The organism is Demequina phytophila (genome assembly GCF_000971135.1).
In the GTDB taxonomy this organism is placed as follows: Bacteria; Actinomycetota; Actinomycetes; order Actinomycetales; family Demequinaceae; genus Demequina; species Demequina phytophila.
Genome location: NZ_BBLW01000001.1, coordinates 258202 through 274335, shown reverse-complemented (window position 1 = coordinate 274335; position 16134 = coordinate 258202). Strand labels below are relative to the sequence as shown.

General features: G+C 72.1%; 20 protein-coding genes, 2 tRNA genes and 1 pseudogene. 13 read left to right on the top strand and 10 right to left on the bottom strand.

Annotation, left to right across the window (positions count from 1 at the left end):
* Nucleotides 1-33 precede the first annotated feature (33 nt).
* From AOM01_RS01365 to AOM01_RS01345, 5 genes are read left to right on the top strand one after another with little or no spacing between them, the layout of a single operon-like run.
* A complete protein-coding gene (locus tag AOM01_RS01365; RefSeq protein ID WP_439645089.1) occupies nt 34-288 on the top strand; it encodes a DUF3039 domain-containing protein in 255 nt (84 codons plus the stop codon).
* 36 nt (nt 289-324) lie between these two features.
* Complete coding sequence (clpS, locus tag AOM01_RS01360) at nt 325-612, top strand: ATP-dependent Clp protease adapter ClpS (RefSeq protein WP_062287847.1); 288 nt, start codon at nt 325-327, stop codon at nt 610-612.
* Nucleotides 609-1241 carry a DUF2017 family protein gene (locus AOM01_RS01355; RefSeq protein ID WP_062287845.1) on the top strand — a complete coding sequence of 211 codons (633 nt, stop codon included), beginning with the start codon at nt 609-611 and terminating at the stop codon, nt 1239-1241. The genes clpS and AOM01_RS01355 overlap by 4 nt, the downstream gene beginning before the upstream one ends.
* Entirely contained in the window at nt 1238-2059 is an 822-nt protein-coding gene (gene murI / locus AOM01_RS01350; protein ID WP_062287842.1) for a glutamate racemase, read from the top strand. The genes AOM01_RS01355 and murI overlap by 4 nt, the downstream gene beginning before the upstream one ends.
* Nucleotides 2056-2838 (top strand): MBL fold metallo-hydrolase, encoded by a 783-nt coding sequence (locus AOM01_RS01345; RefSeq protein ID WP_062287839.1) that lies wholly within the window; start codon nt 2056-2058, stop codon nt 2836-2838. The genes murI and AOM01_RS01345 overlap by 4 nt, the downstream gene beginning before the upstream one ends.
* Here the strand turns inward: AOM01_RS01345 and AOM01_RS01340 are convergent.
* Nucleotides 2835-3785 carry a DUF4349 domain-containing protein gene (locus AOM01_RS01340; protein ID WP_062287836.1) on the bottom strand — a complete coding sequence of 317 codons (951 nt, stop codon included), beginning with the start codon at nt 3783-3785 and terminating at the stop codon, nt 2835-2837. The genes AOM01_RS01345 and AOM01_RS01340 overlap by 4 nt on opposite strands.
* A gap of 246 nt (nt 3786-4031) precedes the next feature.
* Here AOM01_RS01340 and rph point away from each other — a divergent pair, with 246 nt between their 5' ends.
* The 3 genes from rph to AOM01_RS01325 are packed head-to-tail and all read left to right on the top strand — an operon-like array spanning nt 4032 to nt 5909.
* Nucleotides 4032-4775 (top strand): ribonuclease PH, encoded by a 744-nt coding sequence (gene rph, locus AOM01_RS01335; protein ID WP_082109885.1) that lies wholly within the window; start codon nt 4032-4034, stop codon nt 4773-4775.
* Nucleotides 4772-5389, top strand: coding sequence for an RdgB/HAM1 family non-canonical purine NTP pyrophosphatase (gene rdgB / locus AOM01_RS01330; RefSeq protein ID WP_062288581.1), 618 nt, complete (start codon nt 4772-4774; stop codon nt 5387-5389). Before rph ends, rdgB begins: the two co-directional genes overlap by 4 nt.
* Nucleotides 5390-5402: 13 nt before the next feature.
* A complete protein-coding gene (locus AOM01_RS01325; protein WP_228374178.1) occupies nt 5403-5909 on the top strand; it encodes a mismatch-specific DNA-glycosylase in 507 nt (168 codons plus the stop codon).
* Here the strand turns inward: AOM01_RS01325 and AOM01_RS01320 are convergent.
* Nucleotides 5902-6444, bottom strand: coding sequence for a DUF4916 domain-containing protein (locus tag AOM01_RS01320; RefSeq protein WP_156155776.1), 543 nt, complete (start codon nt 6442-6444; stop codon nt 5902-5904). The two genes, AOM01_RS01325 and AOM01_RS01320, sit on opposite strands and share 8 nt — an antisense overlap.
* A 130-nt stretch (nt 6445-6574) precedes the next feature.
* Between AOM01_RS01320 and trxA the strand changes: the two genes are divergently transcribed.
* The gene (gene trxA, locus AOM01_RS01315) at nt 6575-6940 is read left to right on the top strand and encodes a thioredoxin (RefSeq protein ID WP_062287831.1); all 366 of its coding nucleotides are present in this window, start codon (nt 6575-6577) and stop codon (nt 6938-6940) included.
* Nucleotides 6941-7013: 73 nt separating this feature from the next.
* On the opposite strand, the gene AOM01_RS01310 is transcribed toward trxA, so the two are convergent.
* The 3 genes from AOM01_RS01310 to bcp form a co-directional block, all read right to left on the bottom strand.
* Nucleotides 7014-7655 (bottom strand): LysE family transporter, encoded by a 642-nt coding sequence (locus AOM01_RS01310; protein ID WP_062287828.1) that lies wholly within the window; start codon nt 7653-7655, stop codon nt 7014-7016.
* A gap of 75 nt (nt 7656-7730) precedes the next feature.
* A tRNA-Leu gene (locus tag AOM01_RS01305) sits at nt 7731-7815 on the bottom strand.
* A 53-nt stretch (nt 7816-7868) separates the two neighbouring features.
* Entirely contained in the window at nt 7869-8339 is a 471-nt protein-coding gene (gene bcp, locus AOM01_RS01300; protein ID WP_062288575.1) for a thioredoxin-dependent thiol peroxidase, read from the bottom strand.
* Between the two features lie 120 nt (nt 8340-8459).
* Here bcp and AOM01_RS01295 point away from each other — a divergent pair.
* Nucleotides 8460-8535 (top strand) — tRNA-Lys (locus AOM01_RS01295).
* A 42-nt stretch (nt 8536-8577) separates the two neighbouring features.
* On the opposite strand, the gene AOM01_RS01290 is transcribed toward AOM01_RS01295, so the two are convergent.
* Both AOM01_RS01290 and AOM01_RS01285 read right to left on the bottom strand, forming a co-directional pair.
* Entirely contained in the window at nt 8578-9249 is a 672-nt protein-coding gene (locus AOM01_RS01290; protein WP_062287825.1) for an SDR family NAD(P)-dependent oxidoreductase, read from the bottom strand.
* 2 nt (nt 9250-9251) lie between these two features.
* Nucleotides 9252-10682, bottom strand: a complete 1431-nt coding sequence (locus AOM01_RS01285) for a DUF6421 family protein (RefSeq protein ID WP_062287821.1) — start codon at nt 10680-10682, stop codon at nt 9252-9254.
* Nucleotides 10683-10837: 155 nt separating this feature from the next.
* Between AOM01_RS01285 and AOM01_RS01280 the strand changes: the two genes are divergently transcribed.
* Together AOM01_RS01280 and AOM01_RS01275 are read left to right on the top strand one after the other, a co-directional pair.
* A complete protein-coding gene (locus AOM01_RS01280) occupies nt 10838-11293 on the top strand; it encodes an Lrp/AsnC family transcriptional regulator (protein ID WP_062287818.1) in 456 nt (151 codons plus the stop codon).
* Between the two features lie 318 nt (nt 11294-11611).
* Nucleotides 11612-12703, top strand: coding sequence for an NAD-dependent epimerase/dehydratase family protein (locus tag AOM01_RS01275; protein ID WP_169746494.1), 1092 nt, complete (start codon nt 11612-11614; stop codon nt 12701-12703).
* 78 nt (nt 12704-12781) lie between these two features.
* Here the strand turns inward: AOM01_RS01275 and AOM01_RS01270 are convergent, their stop codons facing one another.
* From AOM01_RS01270 to AOM01_RS01260, 3 genes are all read right to left on the bottom strand, one after another.
* A complete protein-coding gene (locus tag AOM01_RS01270; RefSeq protein ID WP_062287811.1) occupies nt 12782-13780 on the bottom strand; it encodes a glycine betaine ABC transporter substrate-binding protein in 999 nt (332 codons plus the stop codon).
* 121 nt (nt 13781-13901) lie between these two features.
* Nucleotides 13902-14633, bottom strand: coding sequence for an ABC transporter permease (locus tag AOM01_RS01265; protein ID WP_082109919.1), 732 nt, complete (start codon nt 14631-14633; stop codon nt 13902-13904).
* Nucleotides 14630-15337 (bottom strand): ABC transporter permease, encoded by a 708-nt coding sequence (locus AOM01_RS01260; protein ID WP_228374177.1) that lies wholly within the window; start codon nt 15335-15337, stop codon nt 14630-14632. Before AOM01_RS01260 ends, AOM01_RS01265 begins: the two co-directional genes overlap by 4 nt.
* Nucleotides 15338-15394: 57 nt before the next feature.
* On the opposite strand from AOM01_RS01260, the pseudogene AOM01_RS01255 reads away from it, so the two are divergent.
* Nucleotides 15395-16120 (top strand): annotated as a pseudogene (locus AOM01_RS01255) (ABC transporter ATP-binding protein); the annotation flags it as partial.
* Between the last annotated feature and the right edge of the window lie 14 nt (nt 16121-16134).

The following is a 16134-nucleotide window of genomic DNA, read 5'->3' as shown; positions in this document are numbered from 1 at the left end:
ACCATGGGCCGCATGAGCGAGACCCTTGAGCCGATGACCCAGCCCCAGGGCGGCACCGCGACCATCGAGCGGACCGACACCCGCGAGCTGGTCGAGCCCGGCGACGCCGAGCGCTTCTCCCACTACGTGAAGAAGGAGAAGATCCTCGAGTCCGCGATGACCGGCGAGCCCGTCATCGCGCTGTGCGGCAAGGTGTGGGTGCCGGGCCGCGACCCGAACCGCTTCCCCGTGTGCCCCGCGTGCAAGGAGATCATCGACGGCGCGTTCGGCCCGGAGGGCGACGAGTAACGAGGCTCCGGCCGCTCCCGGCCGTACGCTGATCCCATGGGGACCCAGGAGCGGCTCGACACCCAGGCGGGCGTCGGCACGCGCGTGTCCGACCCGTGGGTCACGATTGTGTGGAACGACCCGGTCAACCTCATGAGCTACGTCACCCGGGTCTTCCAGGAGTACTTCCACCTGCCGCTCCCCGAGGCGGAGAAGCGCATGCGCGAGGTCCACGAGCAGGGCCGCTCCGTCCTGAGCGCCGGCAGCCGCGAGCAGATGGAGGTGCACGTGCAGGCGATGCACTCGTACGGCCTGTGGGCGACGCTCCAGCGGAGCGACGCGTGAGGGGTTTCTCCGCGCGGGACGGCGCCGCCGTCGCCGCCCTCGACGAGGACGAGCGCCTGGTCATCGCGAGGATCGTGGCGGATGTGGGACTGCTGCTGGGCGGCGAGGACTTCGGCGGCGAGCGCCAGGCCGCGCTGCCGCACCGCGAGGACCTGTCGGAGGCGCTCGCGTTCCTCGACGGACTCGCGGACTCGCCTCCCGAGCCCGACGACCCGGCCCTGCTGCGCCTGCTGCCCAACGCCGCGCCCGACGACCGTGAGGTCGCCGACGAGTTCCGCCGCCTCACCGAGGACGACCTGCGCGCCACCAAGCTCACCCGCCTGCGCCGCATGTGGGACGACCTCAGCACCGGCGGCACCGACTGGACCGTGCCCGCGGAGGACGTGATGGCGACCGCGGCCGCGCTCACCGACGTGCGGCTGGTCATCGCGTCCCGGCTGGGCCTGGAACACGACGAGGACGCCGAGCGTCTCCACCACGAGATCGCGGACGCCACCGCCGCGCTCGAGGGATCCTCGCCCGCGGAGGTGGGGATCGACCCCGAACGGCTGTGGCTCGGCATGGTCTACGACGCGCTCACGTGGCTCCAGGAGTCGCTGGTGTCGCTCAGGCTAGGAGGACAGGCATGAACGACGCGCCCATCGGCGTGTTCGACTCGGGCGTGGGGGGCCTCACCGTCGCCCGCGCGATCATGGACACCATGCCGCACGAGTCCGTGCACTACGTCGGCGACACCGCCCACGGACCCTACGGCCCGCTGCCCATCGCGGAGGTCCGCCAGCACGCGCTCGACATCATGGACGCCCTGATCGCGGACGGCGTGAAGACCCTGGTGATCGCCTGCAACACCGCATCCGCGGCGGTGCTGCGCGACGCGCGCGAGCGCTTCTCCAAGGAGCGCGGCGTGCCCGTGGTCGAGGTCATCATCCCCGCCGCCCGCCGCGCCGCGGCGCTGTCCCGCAGCCGCCACGTGGGGGTGATCGGCACCCGCGCGACCGTCACCTCCGGCGCGTACGAGGACGCCCTCGCCGCCGCGCCCGACATCCAGGTGACCAGCCAGGCGTGCCCCCGGTTCGTCGAGCTGGTCGAGGCGGGGGAGACCTCCGGGGTCGAGGTGCTGCGTGTCGCGCACGAGTACCTCGCGCCGCTGCAGGAGGCGGGCGTCGACACCCTCATCCTGGGCTGCACGCACTACCCGCTGCTCGCGGGCGCCATCGGCTACGTCATGGGACCCGACGTCACCCTGGTCGACTCCGCGTCCGAGACCGCGCGCGACGTGTACCGCGTGCTCGCCGCGAACGGCCTCGAGAACCCGGGCCTGCGCCCGCCCACGCACCGCTTCTACGCCACCGGTCCTCGCGACCGCTTCGAGGCGCTCGCGCAGCGCTTCCTGGGCCCCGTGGTGTCGCAGGTGGAGCCGCTGCCGGCCGTGGAGACCGCGCCGTGAGGCTCACGGTCGTCGGCGCGGCCGGCTCCCTCGCGGGGGCGGACTCGCCCGCGTCCTGCTACCTGGTCTCCGGCGAGGACGCGGACGGGCGCACGTGGCGCATCGTCCTCGACCTGGGCTCCGGCGCGATCGGACCCCTCCAGCGGTACTGCGACCCCGCGACCGTCGACGCCGTGGTGGTCTCGCACGGCCACCCCGACCACTGCGCGGACCTCGCCGCGCTGTCCGTGCTGCGCCGCTACGGCCCGACGAAGGATCGCGAGCTCGCGCCGATCCCGCTCTACGGCCCGCCCGGCATCGACGAGCGCATCCTCCAGGTCGCCGGCGCCACCGACAGGCACGACCTCGACCCGTTCGCCTTCACCCCCGTCGAGGGGGACGATGCGGTGGTCGTGGGCCCCTTCACCCTCACCTTCGCCACGGCGTGGCACCCGGTCCCGGCCGTCGCGGTGCGCGTCGCCGGGCCCTCGGAGACGGGCGGCGTCGCGTCGCTGGTGTTCACCGGCGACACCGACCGGTGCGACGAGGTGCTCGACCTCGCGCTCAACTGCGACGTGCTGCTCGCGGAGGCCGGCTGGGCCCACTCGCGCGTCAACCCCGAGGGTGTCCACATGAACGGCACGCAGGCGGGCACGCTCGCGCGCGACGCGGTGGTCGGCGACCTGGTGGTCACCCACGTCGCCTCGTGGGTGGACCCGTCCGGGACGCTCGAGCTCGCGGCGGTGGCCTTCGGGGCGCCCGTGAGCCTCGCGGTGCCGGGCGCGGTGCACGTGCTCTAGTTGTCGCCCGGGTGCGAGGATCCCGCGGTCGCGGCCGGCGGGGTCGGGTCCGACGGGGCCGCGGCGACCTTCGCCGCCTTCCGGGTCCGCGATGCCCGCACCAGGCCGACCACCACGGCGGCGATGAGCGCCGCGACCGCGAGCCACGGAATCAGCACGCCCGTGACCACCAGCGCGCCCGAGACGAACGCGGTGAGCGCGTCCCAGCCGGAGGCGAGGCCGCTCCAGAAGGTGCGCGGCGAGTCGTCCACGAACACCACCGGCTCGGTGGTGAGCGACAGGTCGATGGTGGACATCGACACCTGATCGTCGAGGCCGCGCTGACGGGCCTCGAGGCTCTCGAGCTCCGCCTGGCGGGAGTCGAGCTCGTCCTCGAGCGTGATGATGTCCTTGATGTCCGCGGCGTCGTCGAGGAGCGCCTCGATCCGCGCGGTGGAGGCGCGGAGCGTGGAGATCTGGGCCGCCAGGTCGTCGACCTCGCGGGTGACGTCGGCGGAGCTCGTCGAGAACTCGTCGACCGTGCCGAGGCTGCGGAGCTCCTCGACCACCGGGTCGAGCTCGGGCGCCGGGATCCTGAGCGTGAGGTGGGCCGATCCGCCGTCGTAGGTCTGCGGCGCGGTCTCGCTGCGGGCGTCGACGCGGCCGCCGGCGTCCTCGACGATCCCCGTCGCGTCGTCAGCCGCGGCGATGGGGTCCTCGACCGTCATGTACATCTCACCCGTGACGATGAGCGCGCGGTCGCCGGACGGGCTGTCCGCGGAGATCGCGCCGCCGTCGCCGCCCGAGTCGGACTCGGCGCCGTCGACGCTGGACTGCTCCTCGTCCGTCCCCGCGAAGGACGAGTCGGCGCCGGAGGAGCAGCCCGCCAACCCGAAGGCGGCGGCGAGCAGCGAGGCGATGACCACGCCCCGGCGGAAGGGGCGGGTCGCGACGGCGCGTGTGCTCATGTCGCTCATGCTAGGGAGACGACCGGCGCGGCGGAAGCGTTGGTGATCAACCCGTGACCATGCCGTGACCAGGCGTGATGTGGTGTGCCGGCTCCGCGCGCGCCCGTCCACACACGGGGCGGCGAATCCGGGCTCGCACGCGCATGTGCGCGGACACATCCCGGGCTTCGTGTGGATCAGCGCCACATGCGTGTGCATGAGCGCTCGGGGGGAGGGGCGGACCCGCGCCCGGATAGGCTCGTCACCATGACTGTGACTCGCGCCGACGGCCGCACTCCCGACCAGCTCCGCCCCATCGCCTTCGAGCGCGGGTTCCAGAAGAACGCCGAGGGCTCGTGCCTGGTGACGTTCGGCGGGACCAGGGTGCTGTGCTCCGCGTCCTTCACCGAGGGCGTGCCGCGCTGGAAGAAGGGCTCGGGCGAGGGGTGGGTCACCGCCGAGTACGCGATGCTGCCCCGCGCGACCAACACGCGCAACGACCGCGAGTCCGTGCGCGGCAAGATCGGCGGCCGCACGCACGAGATCAGCCGCCTCATCGGCCGCTCGCTGCGCGCGATCATCGACGTCAAGGCGCTCGGCGAGAACACCATCGTGCTCGACTGCGACGTGCTCGACGCGGACGGCGGCACCCGCACCGCCGCGATCACGGGCGCGTACGTGGCGCTCGCGGACGCGATCGCGTGGGGCAAGCGGAGCGGCGCCATCAAGGCGAGCGCGCAGCCCCTCACCGGGTCCGTCTCCGCGGTCTCCGTCGGCATCATCGACGGCACCCCCATGCTCGACCTGCCGTACGTCGAGGACGTGCGCGCGGAGACCGACATGAACGTGGTGATGACCGGCGTGGGCGGGTTCGTCGAGGTGCAGGGCACCGCCGAGGGCGCGCCCTTCTCCAAGGACGAGCTCGACGCGCTCCTCGCGCTCGCCACCCAGGGCAACGCCGATCTCGCGGTGCTCCAGGCGCTCGCCCTCGAGCCCGCGCAGGAGGACTGAGCGTGGCGCGCCTCGCGGTCGCGACGCACAACGCGCACAAGGTGGGGGAGATCGGCGCGATCCTGGCCGACCTCATCCCCGGCCTCGCTGCCGGGGACCTCGCCTCCGCGAAGGACCTGAACGCCCCCTCGCCCGTCGAGGACGGCATCTCCTTCGAGGACAACGCGCTCATCAAGGCCCGCGCCCTCGCCGCCTCGTCGGGCCTTCCCGCGATCGCGGACGACTCGGGCATCGCGGTCGACGTCATGGGTGGCGCGCCCGGCATCTTCTCCGCGCTGTGGAGCGGCCGCCATGGCGCCGACAGCGAGAACCTCGACCTGCTGCTCGCGCAGATGGCGGACATCCCCGACGAGCATCGTGGCGCGTCCTTCGTGTGCGCCGCCGCGCTGGTGACGCCGGCCGGCGAGGAGGTGGTGGTGCTCGGTCGCCAGCCCGGCCGCCTCACGCGCGAGCCCGCCGGCGGCGGAGGATTCGGATACGACCCGATCTTCGTGGCCGAGGGCGAGTCCGTCACCAACGCCGAGCTCGAACCCGCGCGCAAGAACGAGATCTCGCACCGCGGCCTCGCGTTCCGCGCGCTCGCCCCGCACGTCGCGGCGGTGCTGGGCGGCTGACGTGGCCGGGCCCGTGCTCCCCGATCATCTGGGGCCGGGCCTGCGCGCGGTGTTCTGCGGCACGGCTCCGGGTCTCGCTTCCGCGGCGCGCGGCCACTACTACGCGGGCCCGGGCAACCGCTTCTGGGAGTACCTGCACCTCGCCGGCATCGTTCCGGTCGCGCTCGCGCCTGGGGACGATGCGCGCGTCGCCGGGTACGGGATCGGCCTGACCGACCTGGTGAAGACCATGGCGCAGTCGCACGACCGGGGCCTGCCGTACGACGTCCCGGCGCTCGCCGCGAAGGTGGCCGCGCATCGTCCCGCCTGGGTGGCCTTCACGTCCAAGGAGGCCGGAAGCCAGGCGGCGCGGTGGCTCGGCCGCCCGCGCCCCGCTTTGGGCGCACAGGACTGGGCCCTCGAGGGTGCCAGGGTGTTCGTGCTGCCGAGCCCGAGCGGACGCAACCAGGGTCGCGCCTCCTATGACGGGCGCGCCACCCGCCTCGAGTGGTGGGCCGAGCTGGGCCGGATGCTCAGCTGAGCGCGCCGCAGTGCGCGAGCGCCTGGCGCAGCAGCACGTGCTGGCCGCCGGCCATGTCGCCCGCGACGTCGTCGCTCGCGGCCTCCTCGGGGGAGATCCACGTGAGGTCGAGCGCGTCCTGCTGCGGCTCGCAGTGCCCCTCGACAGGGACCACGTAGACCAGCGCGACGGCGTGCTGACGCGAGTCGTGGAACGGGGTGACGCCCTTGGTGGGGAAGTACTCCGCGACCGCGACGGGCACCGGCGACAGCGGCACCTGCGGCATCGCGCCGAGACCCAGGTCCTTCTCGAGGTTGCGGACGATCGCGTCGCGGATGCGCTCGTGATAGAGCACGCGGCCCGCCACGATCGCACGCGAGATGACGCCGTCGAAGGCCCGCAGGAGCAGGCCCACCTCGGTGATCTCGCCCATGGGATTAATCCGTACGGGGATCACGTTGACGTACACCAGCGGGAGCTCGGAGCGGACGTGGTGCAGCTCGCGGTCGGACAGCCAACCGGTGGGTTCGTCGGGAAGCTCGGCCATGTCGGTCATGAGTCTTTTCTACCGCCTGGCCGCGCGTGGCCTCACATCCGCGCCGGAGCATGACAATCTGGATACCGGAACACCGCACTGAGGGGCATGGTAAAATACCCCTAGGGGTATATGCCGAAGAGAGGAACCCATGGCAACGATCGACCTGACCACCGAGACCTTCGATGAGACCGTGAGCAAGGACGGAATCGTCCTCGTCGACTTCTGGGCGGACTGGTGCGGCCCCTGCAAGCGCTTCGCGCCCATCTTCGAGCAGTCGTCGGACACCAAGCCCGAGATCGTGCACGCCAAGGTGGACACCGAGGCGCAGCAGGAGCTCGGCATCAAGTACGGCGTCACCGCCATCCCCACGCTGATGGCCTTCCGCGACGGCATCATGGTCTTCAACCAGGCCGGCGCGCTGCCGGGCCCGGCCCTGCAGCAGCTCGTCGGCGCGATCGAGGGCCTCGACATGGACGAGGTCCGCGCCAAGATCGCCGAGACCGAGTCCGCCTAAGGCTCGACCTCGCCTGGGCCCGATCCCTCCTCGCGGAGGGGTCGGGCCCTTGGCGTGTCCTGCCGCGGGTGGCTCAGGCCGCGCGCGCCGCCACGATCGCGGCGACGCCGAGCGCCATGACGGCGACCGCGGCGGCGATGCCGAGCGCGCGGACGATGCGCGGGGAGACCTTCGCGCCGACCGCGGCTCCCACGACGGCGAGGCCCGCCTGCCACAGCAGCGACGCGAGCCCCGCGGCGACCACGAACACCGCCGGACCGGCCGCGGCCGTCGTCACCGTGGTCACCACCGCGGCGAGCGCCAGGAAGTACACGACCGTCGCGGGGTTGAGCGCGGTGAGGGCGACGAAGCGGCCGTAGACGCGCAGGGGGCGGCCGGGGATGGTCGCGCCGTCCTGGGTCGTGGCAGCCTCCGCCGGGCGCAGCGCGCCGCGCAGCAGCCAGGCGCCGATCCCGACGATGACCACGCCCGAGACCACCGCGATGGACGGCAGCCACGGTTCGAGCGCGGGCGCGATCGCGGCGCCGAACCCGACCGCGACCGCGCAGTAGGCCAGGTCGACGGTGGCGACCCCGGCCGCGGCGGCGAGGCCCTCGCCCAGCCCGCGCACCATGGATTCGCGCAGGATCAGCAGGCCGATCGCCCCCAGCGGCATCGCGACCGCGAGGCCCGCCAGGAAGCCGGCGGCCGCGAGCGTGAGGAGGTCGTGGGTCACGGCGACCAGTGTGGCGGTGCGTGCCCCGGAAACGCGTGAGGCTCCGGTCCCGGCGTGGCCGGGCCCGGAGCCTGCTGGTGCGCGAGGGGGGACTTGAACCCCCACGCCCGAAGACACTGGAACCTAAATCCAGCGCGTCTGCCAATTCCGCCACTCGCGCGCGCGGTCAAGGATACGGGCGCGCGCGCGGCGCGTGGTGCCGCCTCGAGCGTGTCAGTCGATCTTGAGGTCGCGGCGGAGCTTGGCGACGTGGCCGGTGGCCTTGACGTTGTACTGCGCGACCGCGACCTTGCCGGACTCGTCGACCACCACGGTCGAGCGGATCGACCCCTCGACCTCCTTGCCGTAGAGCTTCTTCAGGCCCCACGCACCGTAGAGGTTCTGGATCGCGAGGTCCTCGTCCGAGACGAGCGTGAAGGTGAGACCCTCCTTCTCCCGGAACTCGGCCAGCTTGGCGGGGGAGTCCTTGGAGATGCCGACCACCTCGTAGCCCGCCGCGTGCAGCGCCGAGAGGGAGTCGCGGAAGTCGCACGCCTGCGTGGTGCACCCGGGGGTCATGGCGGCCGGGTAGAAGTAGAGGATGACCTTCTTGCCGCGCATGTCCGCGAGGGTGAAGGTGCCGGAGTCGGTCGGGGCGGTGAAGTCGGGGGCCGTGTCGCCCACGCTCAGACGGGTGTCGGTCATGGGGTCCACCGTAGCCGCGTCGACCGCCAGCGCGAGGGCCACGGTCGACCCCGGGTGCCGATTTCACATTTGCGTCGAAAGCCTGCTAACGTTGTCTCTCGTTCCGCGATGCGGGACAGAGCGCCTCTAGCTCAATTGGCAGAGCAACTGACTCTTAATCAGTGGGTTCAGGGTTCAAGTCCCTGGGGGCGTACCAGACACGAAGGCCCGGTCCGGATGGACCGGGCCTTCCGCCTTGTCAGGCGCCGTCGGCGACCAGCGCCAGCGTCGCACCGTTCGCCGGCGCACCCGCCTCCCACAGCCCCAGGAACGCCTCCGCGACGGACTCCTCGAGTCCTGCGAGGGTTGTCGCCCGGAAGATCACGGCGGCGGCGCGCAGCGGCTCGCCAGCGTCCCGCGCCTGCTTCGCGTACCCCTGTGCGACGGCGCGCACCCACGCCTCGCTCGCCGCCTTCACCGCCGCGTAGTTCGCGCCGCCCGCGAGCGGCCGTTCCACCACGGTGGAGGACACGATCGCAAGACGACCGGCGGGGGAGCCGACCAGGTCCGCGTCGAACGCGCGCGACACGTGGCGCAACGCCGTGAAGGACGCCTCGAGCACACGGTAGTCGGCCTCGGTCTGGCCGGCGATCCCGCCGCCCCCACGCCAGCCGCCCACCAGGTGCAGGACGCCGTCGAGCGAGACCCGGTCGGCGTGAAGGTGCGCCGCCAAGGCGGCTACCGCGTCCTCGTCCGCAAGATCGAGCGCCTCCACCCGCGCGCCCAGAGCAGCCAACGGCTCCAGACGCTCGGCGGACCGCCCGGTGGCGATCACGCGCGCCTCCGCGCTCACCAGAGCGCCCACCGCGGCGGCGCCGACGGTGCTGGTCGCGCCCGCGACCAGCACCGTCCGCCCCGCGACCCCGTGCATCGTCACGCCGGGGTCGCCCGGATCCCGGCCGTGGACTCGATGACCGGCCGTATCTTCTTGTCGAGCGCCTCGAAGAACATCGACAGCGGGAACTCGTCGTCCATCACCAGGTCCGTGTAGCCCTTCGGCGGCCCGGCGAGCACCTCGCGCGGCAGCCCCTCGGCCCACACCGACGCCGGGTTCGGGGCGACCACGCTCGACACCAGCGCGTACGCCTGCAGCCAGTGCACGGTCTTGGGCCGGTCGATCGACTCCCAGTACAGCTGGTTGATCGCGTCGCTCAGCTCGATCACGGCCTCGGGGACCCGCGACCAGTCCACGCTCAGCTCGACGTCGCGCCACTCGATCACCCGCGCGCGATGCAGCCACGCGAACAGCAGCTGCCCGCCCAGCCCGTCGTAGTTGCGCACCCGCGTCCCCGTGATCGGGAACCGGAAGATCCGGTCGAACAGCACCGCGTACTGCACCAGCCCCGCGTGCCTGCGCGTGTCCTCCTCGACCGCGGTGAGCTCCTCGCCCTCCGCGACCCGAGCGTCGAGAGCCGTCTGGATCCTCACCGCCTCGCGGAACGCCGTGAGGTCGCACCGCAGCTCCTCGAGCGTGTAGAGGAAGAACGGCATGCGCTGCTTGATCATGAACGGGTCGAACGGGAGGTCGCCGCGCATGTGCGTGCGGTCGTGGATCATGTCCCACATCACGAACGTGCGTTCCGCCAGGTCCTGGTCCGCGAGCATCGCCGCGGCCTCCGCCGGCAGCGTGAGCTTGGTGGTCTCGGCGGCGGCCGCGACGACGCGTCGGTAGCGCGCGGCCTCGCGGTCCTGGAAGATCGCCCCCCACGTGAACTGCGGGATCTCGCGCATCGCGACGGTCTCGGGGAACAGCACCGCGGAGTTGGTGTCGTATCCCGGGGTGAAGTCGATCAGCCGCAGCGACACGAAGAGGGCGTTGCCGTAGTCGCCGGCCTCGAGCTCCGCGATGAAGTCGGGCCAGATGGCCTCCACCAGGAGCGCCTCGACGTGCCGGTTCGACGATCCGTTCTGCGTGTACATGGGGAACACCACCAGGTGGCGCGTCCCGTCCACGCGGTGCTGCTGCGGCTGGAACGTGACCAGCGAGTCCAGGAAGTCCGGCTCGGCGAAGCCGCCGTCGACCCATCGCGAGAAGTCGCGGGGGAGGGTCTCCAGGTAGGCCGCGTCGTGCGGGAACAGGGGTGCGAGCACCTCGATCGAGCCGACGAGCGTCTCGACGTGGCGGCGCGCCGCCGGGTGGTGGGTCGCGTCCGGGATCGAGCCGTTCCTCGCCTGCAACGCCTGCAGCGCGGTCGCGGCCTCCTTGAGCCGCCGCCATGCGACGCTGGACTCGACGGACCGCACGTCCTCGACGACCTCGGGCTCTCCGATGACTGCCTGTGTGGGTGCGACTGACAAGGACATGGGGGACCTCCCTCGGCGTCGAGACGGAAACATTCCTGCATTTCACGTGCAGTACAGGAAGCATTTCATTGGACGATGCGCGGGTCAAGGAATCTGCCGGTCCGGGCGGGCGCGGCGTGTCCCGTCCGATCGGGCGATGCGGTAGCGTCCCCCTCATGCAGGATCCGGTCGACGCGCGCCTCGTGGCGGAGGTGTCGCGCGACGCGCGCGCCACGCTCGCCCAGCTCGCCGCGCACGTGGGCCTGTCGACGTCCGCGGTGCAGGCGCGCCTACGCAGGCTCGAGGCGAGCGGGGTGATCACGGGCTACATGGCGCTGGTGAACCCCGAGGCCGTGGGGCGTCCGCTCTCGGCGTTCATCGAGATCACGCCGCTCGACCCGGCGCAGATCGACGAGGTCCCCCAGCTGCTCGAGCATCTCGCGGCCGTCGAGGCGTGCCATTCGATCGCCGGCGACGCGAGCTACATGCTCTTCGTGCGCGTGGCCGCGCCGCCCGACCTCGAGGCGCTCATCCGCGACATCCGCAAGGCTGTGAACGTCACCACCCGCACCACCGTGGTGCTCCAGACCTTCTACGAGAACCGACCCCTGGTGCCCCTCGACCAGGCATGATGCGCGCCTAGCCCACCCCTGCATCGTCCCCCGTCTACATCGACGGCAAACCGGCGCGAATCTGCCGCGCGACGCTCCGAACCGGCGCGCACGAACCGTGCGAATCGCGCAAAACGCCGAAACCCCCACTGGCGAAACACCCATCCGTGCGCTAAAAGTATGAACGTGGGCAAAACGGACAAAGGGTGAACTGAGGAGTCGCCCGGAACGTCCCGACAGCCCGCCAGGTGAGGGCAACGACCCCTGGTTCTGAGGAGCTGGGGAACGGGGTCGCGAGCCGTCCAGGGGGGATCACAACATGGGGGGAATGTGATGGACATGCCTGAGCAGGCTGGGGGCATCTCTGCATTCGCGGGAAAGACTGTGCTCATCACGGGCCACAGCGGATTCATCGGAGCGTGGCTCACGACGGTGCTCGAGCACCTCGGCGCCCGCGTGGTCGGATACTCGATCAACGACGACCCGTCCGCCGCGGCGCGAGCCGAGTGGCTGGGTGACGTCTGTACCGCCCAGTACGAGGCGGACGTCCGCGACCGCGACAAGCTGTTCGCGGTCATCGACGAGCACCAGCCCGACGTGGTCTACCACCTCGCGGCCCAGGCGCTCCTGTGCGTCGGGTTCGAGGATCCGGCCCTCACCTTCGACGTCAACCTGCGCGGGTCGATCAATGTCCTCGAGGCGGCACGCCTGGGCATGATCCCCGCGCTCGTCCACGTCACCAGCGACAAGTGCTACGTGCCGATGGGTCCCGGCAGCGGCAAGCTGACCGAGGACAGCCCGCTGGGCGGCCACAGCCCGTACTCCGCGTCGAAGACCATCGCGGAGATCCTGTTCCGCGAGTTCACCGACCTCACGCGCCTCGACGGCGCGCCGTTCAAGGCCACCTCGGTGCGCCTGGGCAACGTCATCGGTGGCGGTGACGACGCGGACCGGCTGGTCCCCAACTGCCTGCGCGCCTTCGAGGAGGACCGCGTGTTCGCCGTGCGCGACCCGCTTGCGGTCCGCCCGTTCCAGCACGTGCTGGACGTGGTGGCCGGCTTCGTGCTCGCCGGGGCGAGGCTGCTCACCGCTGAGGGCCGCGTGGTCGACGCCCTCAACTTCGCGCCGCCCAGCTCGGGTCACACCGCCGGCGAGATGGTGTTCGAGCTCGCTCGGGCGTGGGGCGACGAGGCGCTCATCAGCCCCGAGAAGGAGGCGTGCGCGTTCCCCGAGGACAAGCTTCTCTGGCTCGACGGCTCCAAGGCCGCGGCGCTGCTGGGCTGGACCCACGCGTTCGACCTGCGCCGCTCCGCGGAGCGGATCGTGGACTGGGTGCGCTGGACCGACGCGGGCATGACCCCCGCGGAGGCCACGCGCCGCCAGGCCGCCGAGTACTACACCGTCCCGGCGCCGCTGCGCGCGGCCGCCTGACGCGCCAGGCCAAGGCCTCAGGCGAACGGCTCCGGTCCGTGAGGACCGGAGCCGTTCGTATGCGCGGGGACGCCCGGGTCAGCTCCCGAGCTCACCGTCCGAGCTGAACACCAGGCCCACCATCACCTGGCCCTGACGCAGGGCGTTCTTGGTGAGCGGGCCACCCGCGTCGAGCGAGTCGAACTGCGCGATCTCGAGACCGTACTGCTCCTCGAGCCCGATCTGGCAGAACGGGCGCTCCGGGCACTCCGGCGGCCCGCCCAGGGAGATGGTGCCGCAGGTCTCCGCGAGCTCGGTGAGCGAGGTGACGCCGTACTGGTCGGCGAACGCCTGCGTGACGGCGAAGGCGTTCTGGTCCTGCGCCGCGGCGGGCTCGCCGAACACCAGGCCCACCTCCGTCGCGAGCGGCTCGAGCGCGGCCACGGTCGCGTCGATGTCGCCCGAGGCGACGGGTGCGGCGTCGGGGTCGGCGGCGAGGTTGAGGAACTCGGTGACGGTGGCCGCGTACTCGGGCACCACCTGGATCTCGCCGCTCTCGAGGGCGGGCAGGTAGGTCTCGCGGCTGCCGATGGTGCGCACCTCGGTGTCGAAGCCCGCGGCGGACAGCACCGCCGAGTAGATCTCCGCGACCGTGATGTTCTCCGAGAAGTTCGCGGCGCCGATCACCACGGACCCGGAGCCGGTGGACGGGGACTCGATGCCCTTGTCCTCGACGTAGGCGGCTGCGGCCTCCTGCGAGGTCTGGCGGTCGATGTCGACGGCCTTGTTCAGCTGGATGAGGTCGTCCGTGGTGAGCACCGCGGAGACCGCGTCGAGGCCCGCGAGGAGCTCGTCGCTCGCGGCGTCGGCGTTGACGGCCGGGATGAGGTTGTCGGCGTTCTGCAGCATCGCGTCGTCGGCGAGCACGGTGATCGAGTCGCCCGGGACCGGCTGACACTCCTGGGCCATCGCGGTCGCGCCCGACGTGGCGCCCGTGGCGGCTCCGGTCGCCTCGCCCTCGGAGCCGCCCGACGAACAGGCGGCCAGCAGCAGGGCGCTCGCCGCGGCCGCGACGATCAGTGGATTCCTGGTACGCATGTCACTCCTCCGGTAGGGGATCACAGGGGCGCAACCCCGCGAGAAGGCGGGATGTTCCCGCGCCACCCGGTTTCCAGGGTATTCACGGTGCGCGCGGTTCGCGCGGGGACCATGATCGGGTTCAGGCCGCGGCGACCGTGGCGCGGCGCAGCGGCGCCGGGGTGACGGCCCGCTGCGCGCGTGAGAGCAGCCAGTCGATGCCGAGGCACAGCGCCGCCACCAGGATGCCGCCGGCGAGCACCTCGCCGTAGCGCTGCGTCGCGAGCCCGAAGTTGATGATGACGCCGAGCCCGCCGCCTGCGACCAGCGCGGCGAGCGGCACCGTCGCGACCGTCTGGGTGGTCGAGGTGCGCAGGCCGGCGGCGATGAGCGGCACGGCGAGGGGCAGCTCGACGCGCAGCGCCACCTGCAGCCGCGTCATGCCCTGCCCGAAGGCGGCCTCGCGCACGTCCGCGTCCACGCCCGCCATGCCGGTGAACGTGTTGGTGAGGATGGGGGGAAACGCGAAGATCGCGGCCGCGATGATGACCGCGCGGTTGCCGAACCCGATCGCCGAGGCCGCGAACAGCGTGAGCAGCGCGAGCGTGGGCATCGCGCGCGACACGTTCGACACCACCGTGGTGACGCCGCCGCCGCGCCGCACGTGGCCCAGCCACAGCCCGAGCGGGAGCGCGAGCGCCGCGGCGATGCCGACGGCCGCGAAGGACATGTAGAGGTGCTCGAGCGTGAGCGCGATGATCGAGTCCTGCTGGAATCGCAGGGAGCCGTCGAAGTTGGTGCCGAACACCCCGTTCGCCCCCACCCAGCTCTCCGGCGTGGTGAGGTAGGTCCAGGCGTCGCCGACGGTGCTCATGCGGCTGCCTCCGCGGCGGTCGCGGACCGTCCGCCCCTCGGCGAGCGGCGCCCGCGCCGGCGGTCGCGTGCCCACGGGGTCGCCCACCGCGCGATCAGCACCAGCAGCAGGTCGAGCACGAGCGCGAGCGCCAGGCACAGCAGGGCGCTGGTCGCGATCTGCGCCCGGTAGTTCGACTGCATGCCGCGGAACATGAGCTGCCCGAGCCCGCCGTAGCCCACCACCACGCCCACGGTCACGAGCGCCACGGTCGACACGGTCGCGATCCTCAGCCCGGCGAAGATCGACGGCAGCGCGTTCGGCAGCTCCACCGTGAGCAGCATCCGCATGCGCGAGTACCCGAGGCCGCGCGCCGCGTCGACGATGTCGGGGTCGACGCCTTGGAACCCCACCACGGTGTTGCGCACCAGCACCAGGAGCGCGTACGCGACCAGCCCGATGAGCACCGTGGTGCGCCCGATCCCCGTGAACGGCGCGAGGAGCGCGAACAGCGCGAACGACGGCACCGTGTAGAGCACCCCCGTGATCCCCAGGATGGGTCCCGCGAAGCGGGGCGAGCGGCGCACCACCATCGCGAGCGGCAGCGCGATCGCGGCGGCGATGACGATCGCCTGCAACGTGAGCGACGTGTGGATCACCAGCTGCTCCCACACCTCGTCGCCGCTGCGCCGCAGGTAGTCGAGCGACAGCCAGGGGTTATCCACCCCTCGACCGTACACGCCGCCCCCGACCGGCCACCGGGCGCACGCTACGGTGGACCGATGGACACCAGCGGGATCACGCTTGAGGCCGTGCGCAAGGTCTACCCGGACGGGACCGTCGCGGTCGACTCGCTCGACCTCGAGGCGCGCCCGGGTGAGGTGCTCGCGCTGGTGGGCCCCTCGGGCTGCGGCAAGTCGACGACGCTGCGCATGATCAACCGGCTGGTCGAGCCCAGCGCCGGACGGATCCTGGTGGGCGGCACGGACGTCATGGGCCAGGACCCGGTCGAGCTGCGTCGCGGCATCGGGTACGTCATCCAGCACGTGGGACTGTTCCCGCACCGCACCGTCGCGCAGAACGTGGCGACCGTTCCGGGCCTGCTCAAGTGGGACAAGGCGCGCACCTCGGAGCGGGTGGCCGAGCTGCTCGACCTGGTCGGCCTGCCCGCCGCGACGTACGGCCCGCGCTACCCCCACGAGCTCTCGGGAGGTGAGCGTCAGCGCGTGGGCGTGGCGCGTGCGCTCGCGGCGCGGCCGCCGGTGATGCTCATGGACGAGCCCTTCGGCGCCGTCGATCCGCAGGGCAGGCGCCGCCTGCAGCGCGAGTTCCAGGCGCTCCAGCGGGAGCTGGGCCTGACGGTGGTGATGGTCACCCACGACATGCGCGAGGCCGTCCTGCTCGCGGACCGCATCGCAGTGCTGTCCCGCGGCGGCGTGCTCGAGCAGCTCGGCACGCCGGAGGAGGTCACCGGCAGCCCGGCCAACGCGTTCGTCGCGGACTTCCTGGCCGACTTCGGCGA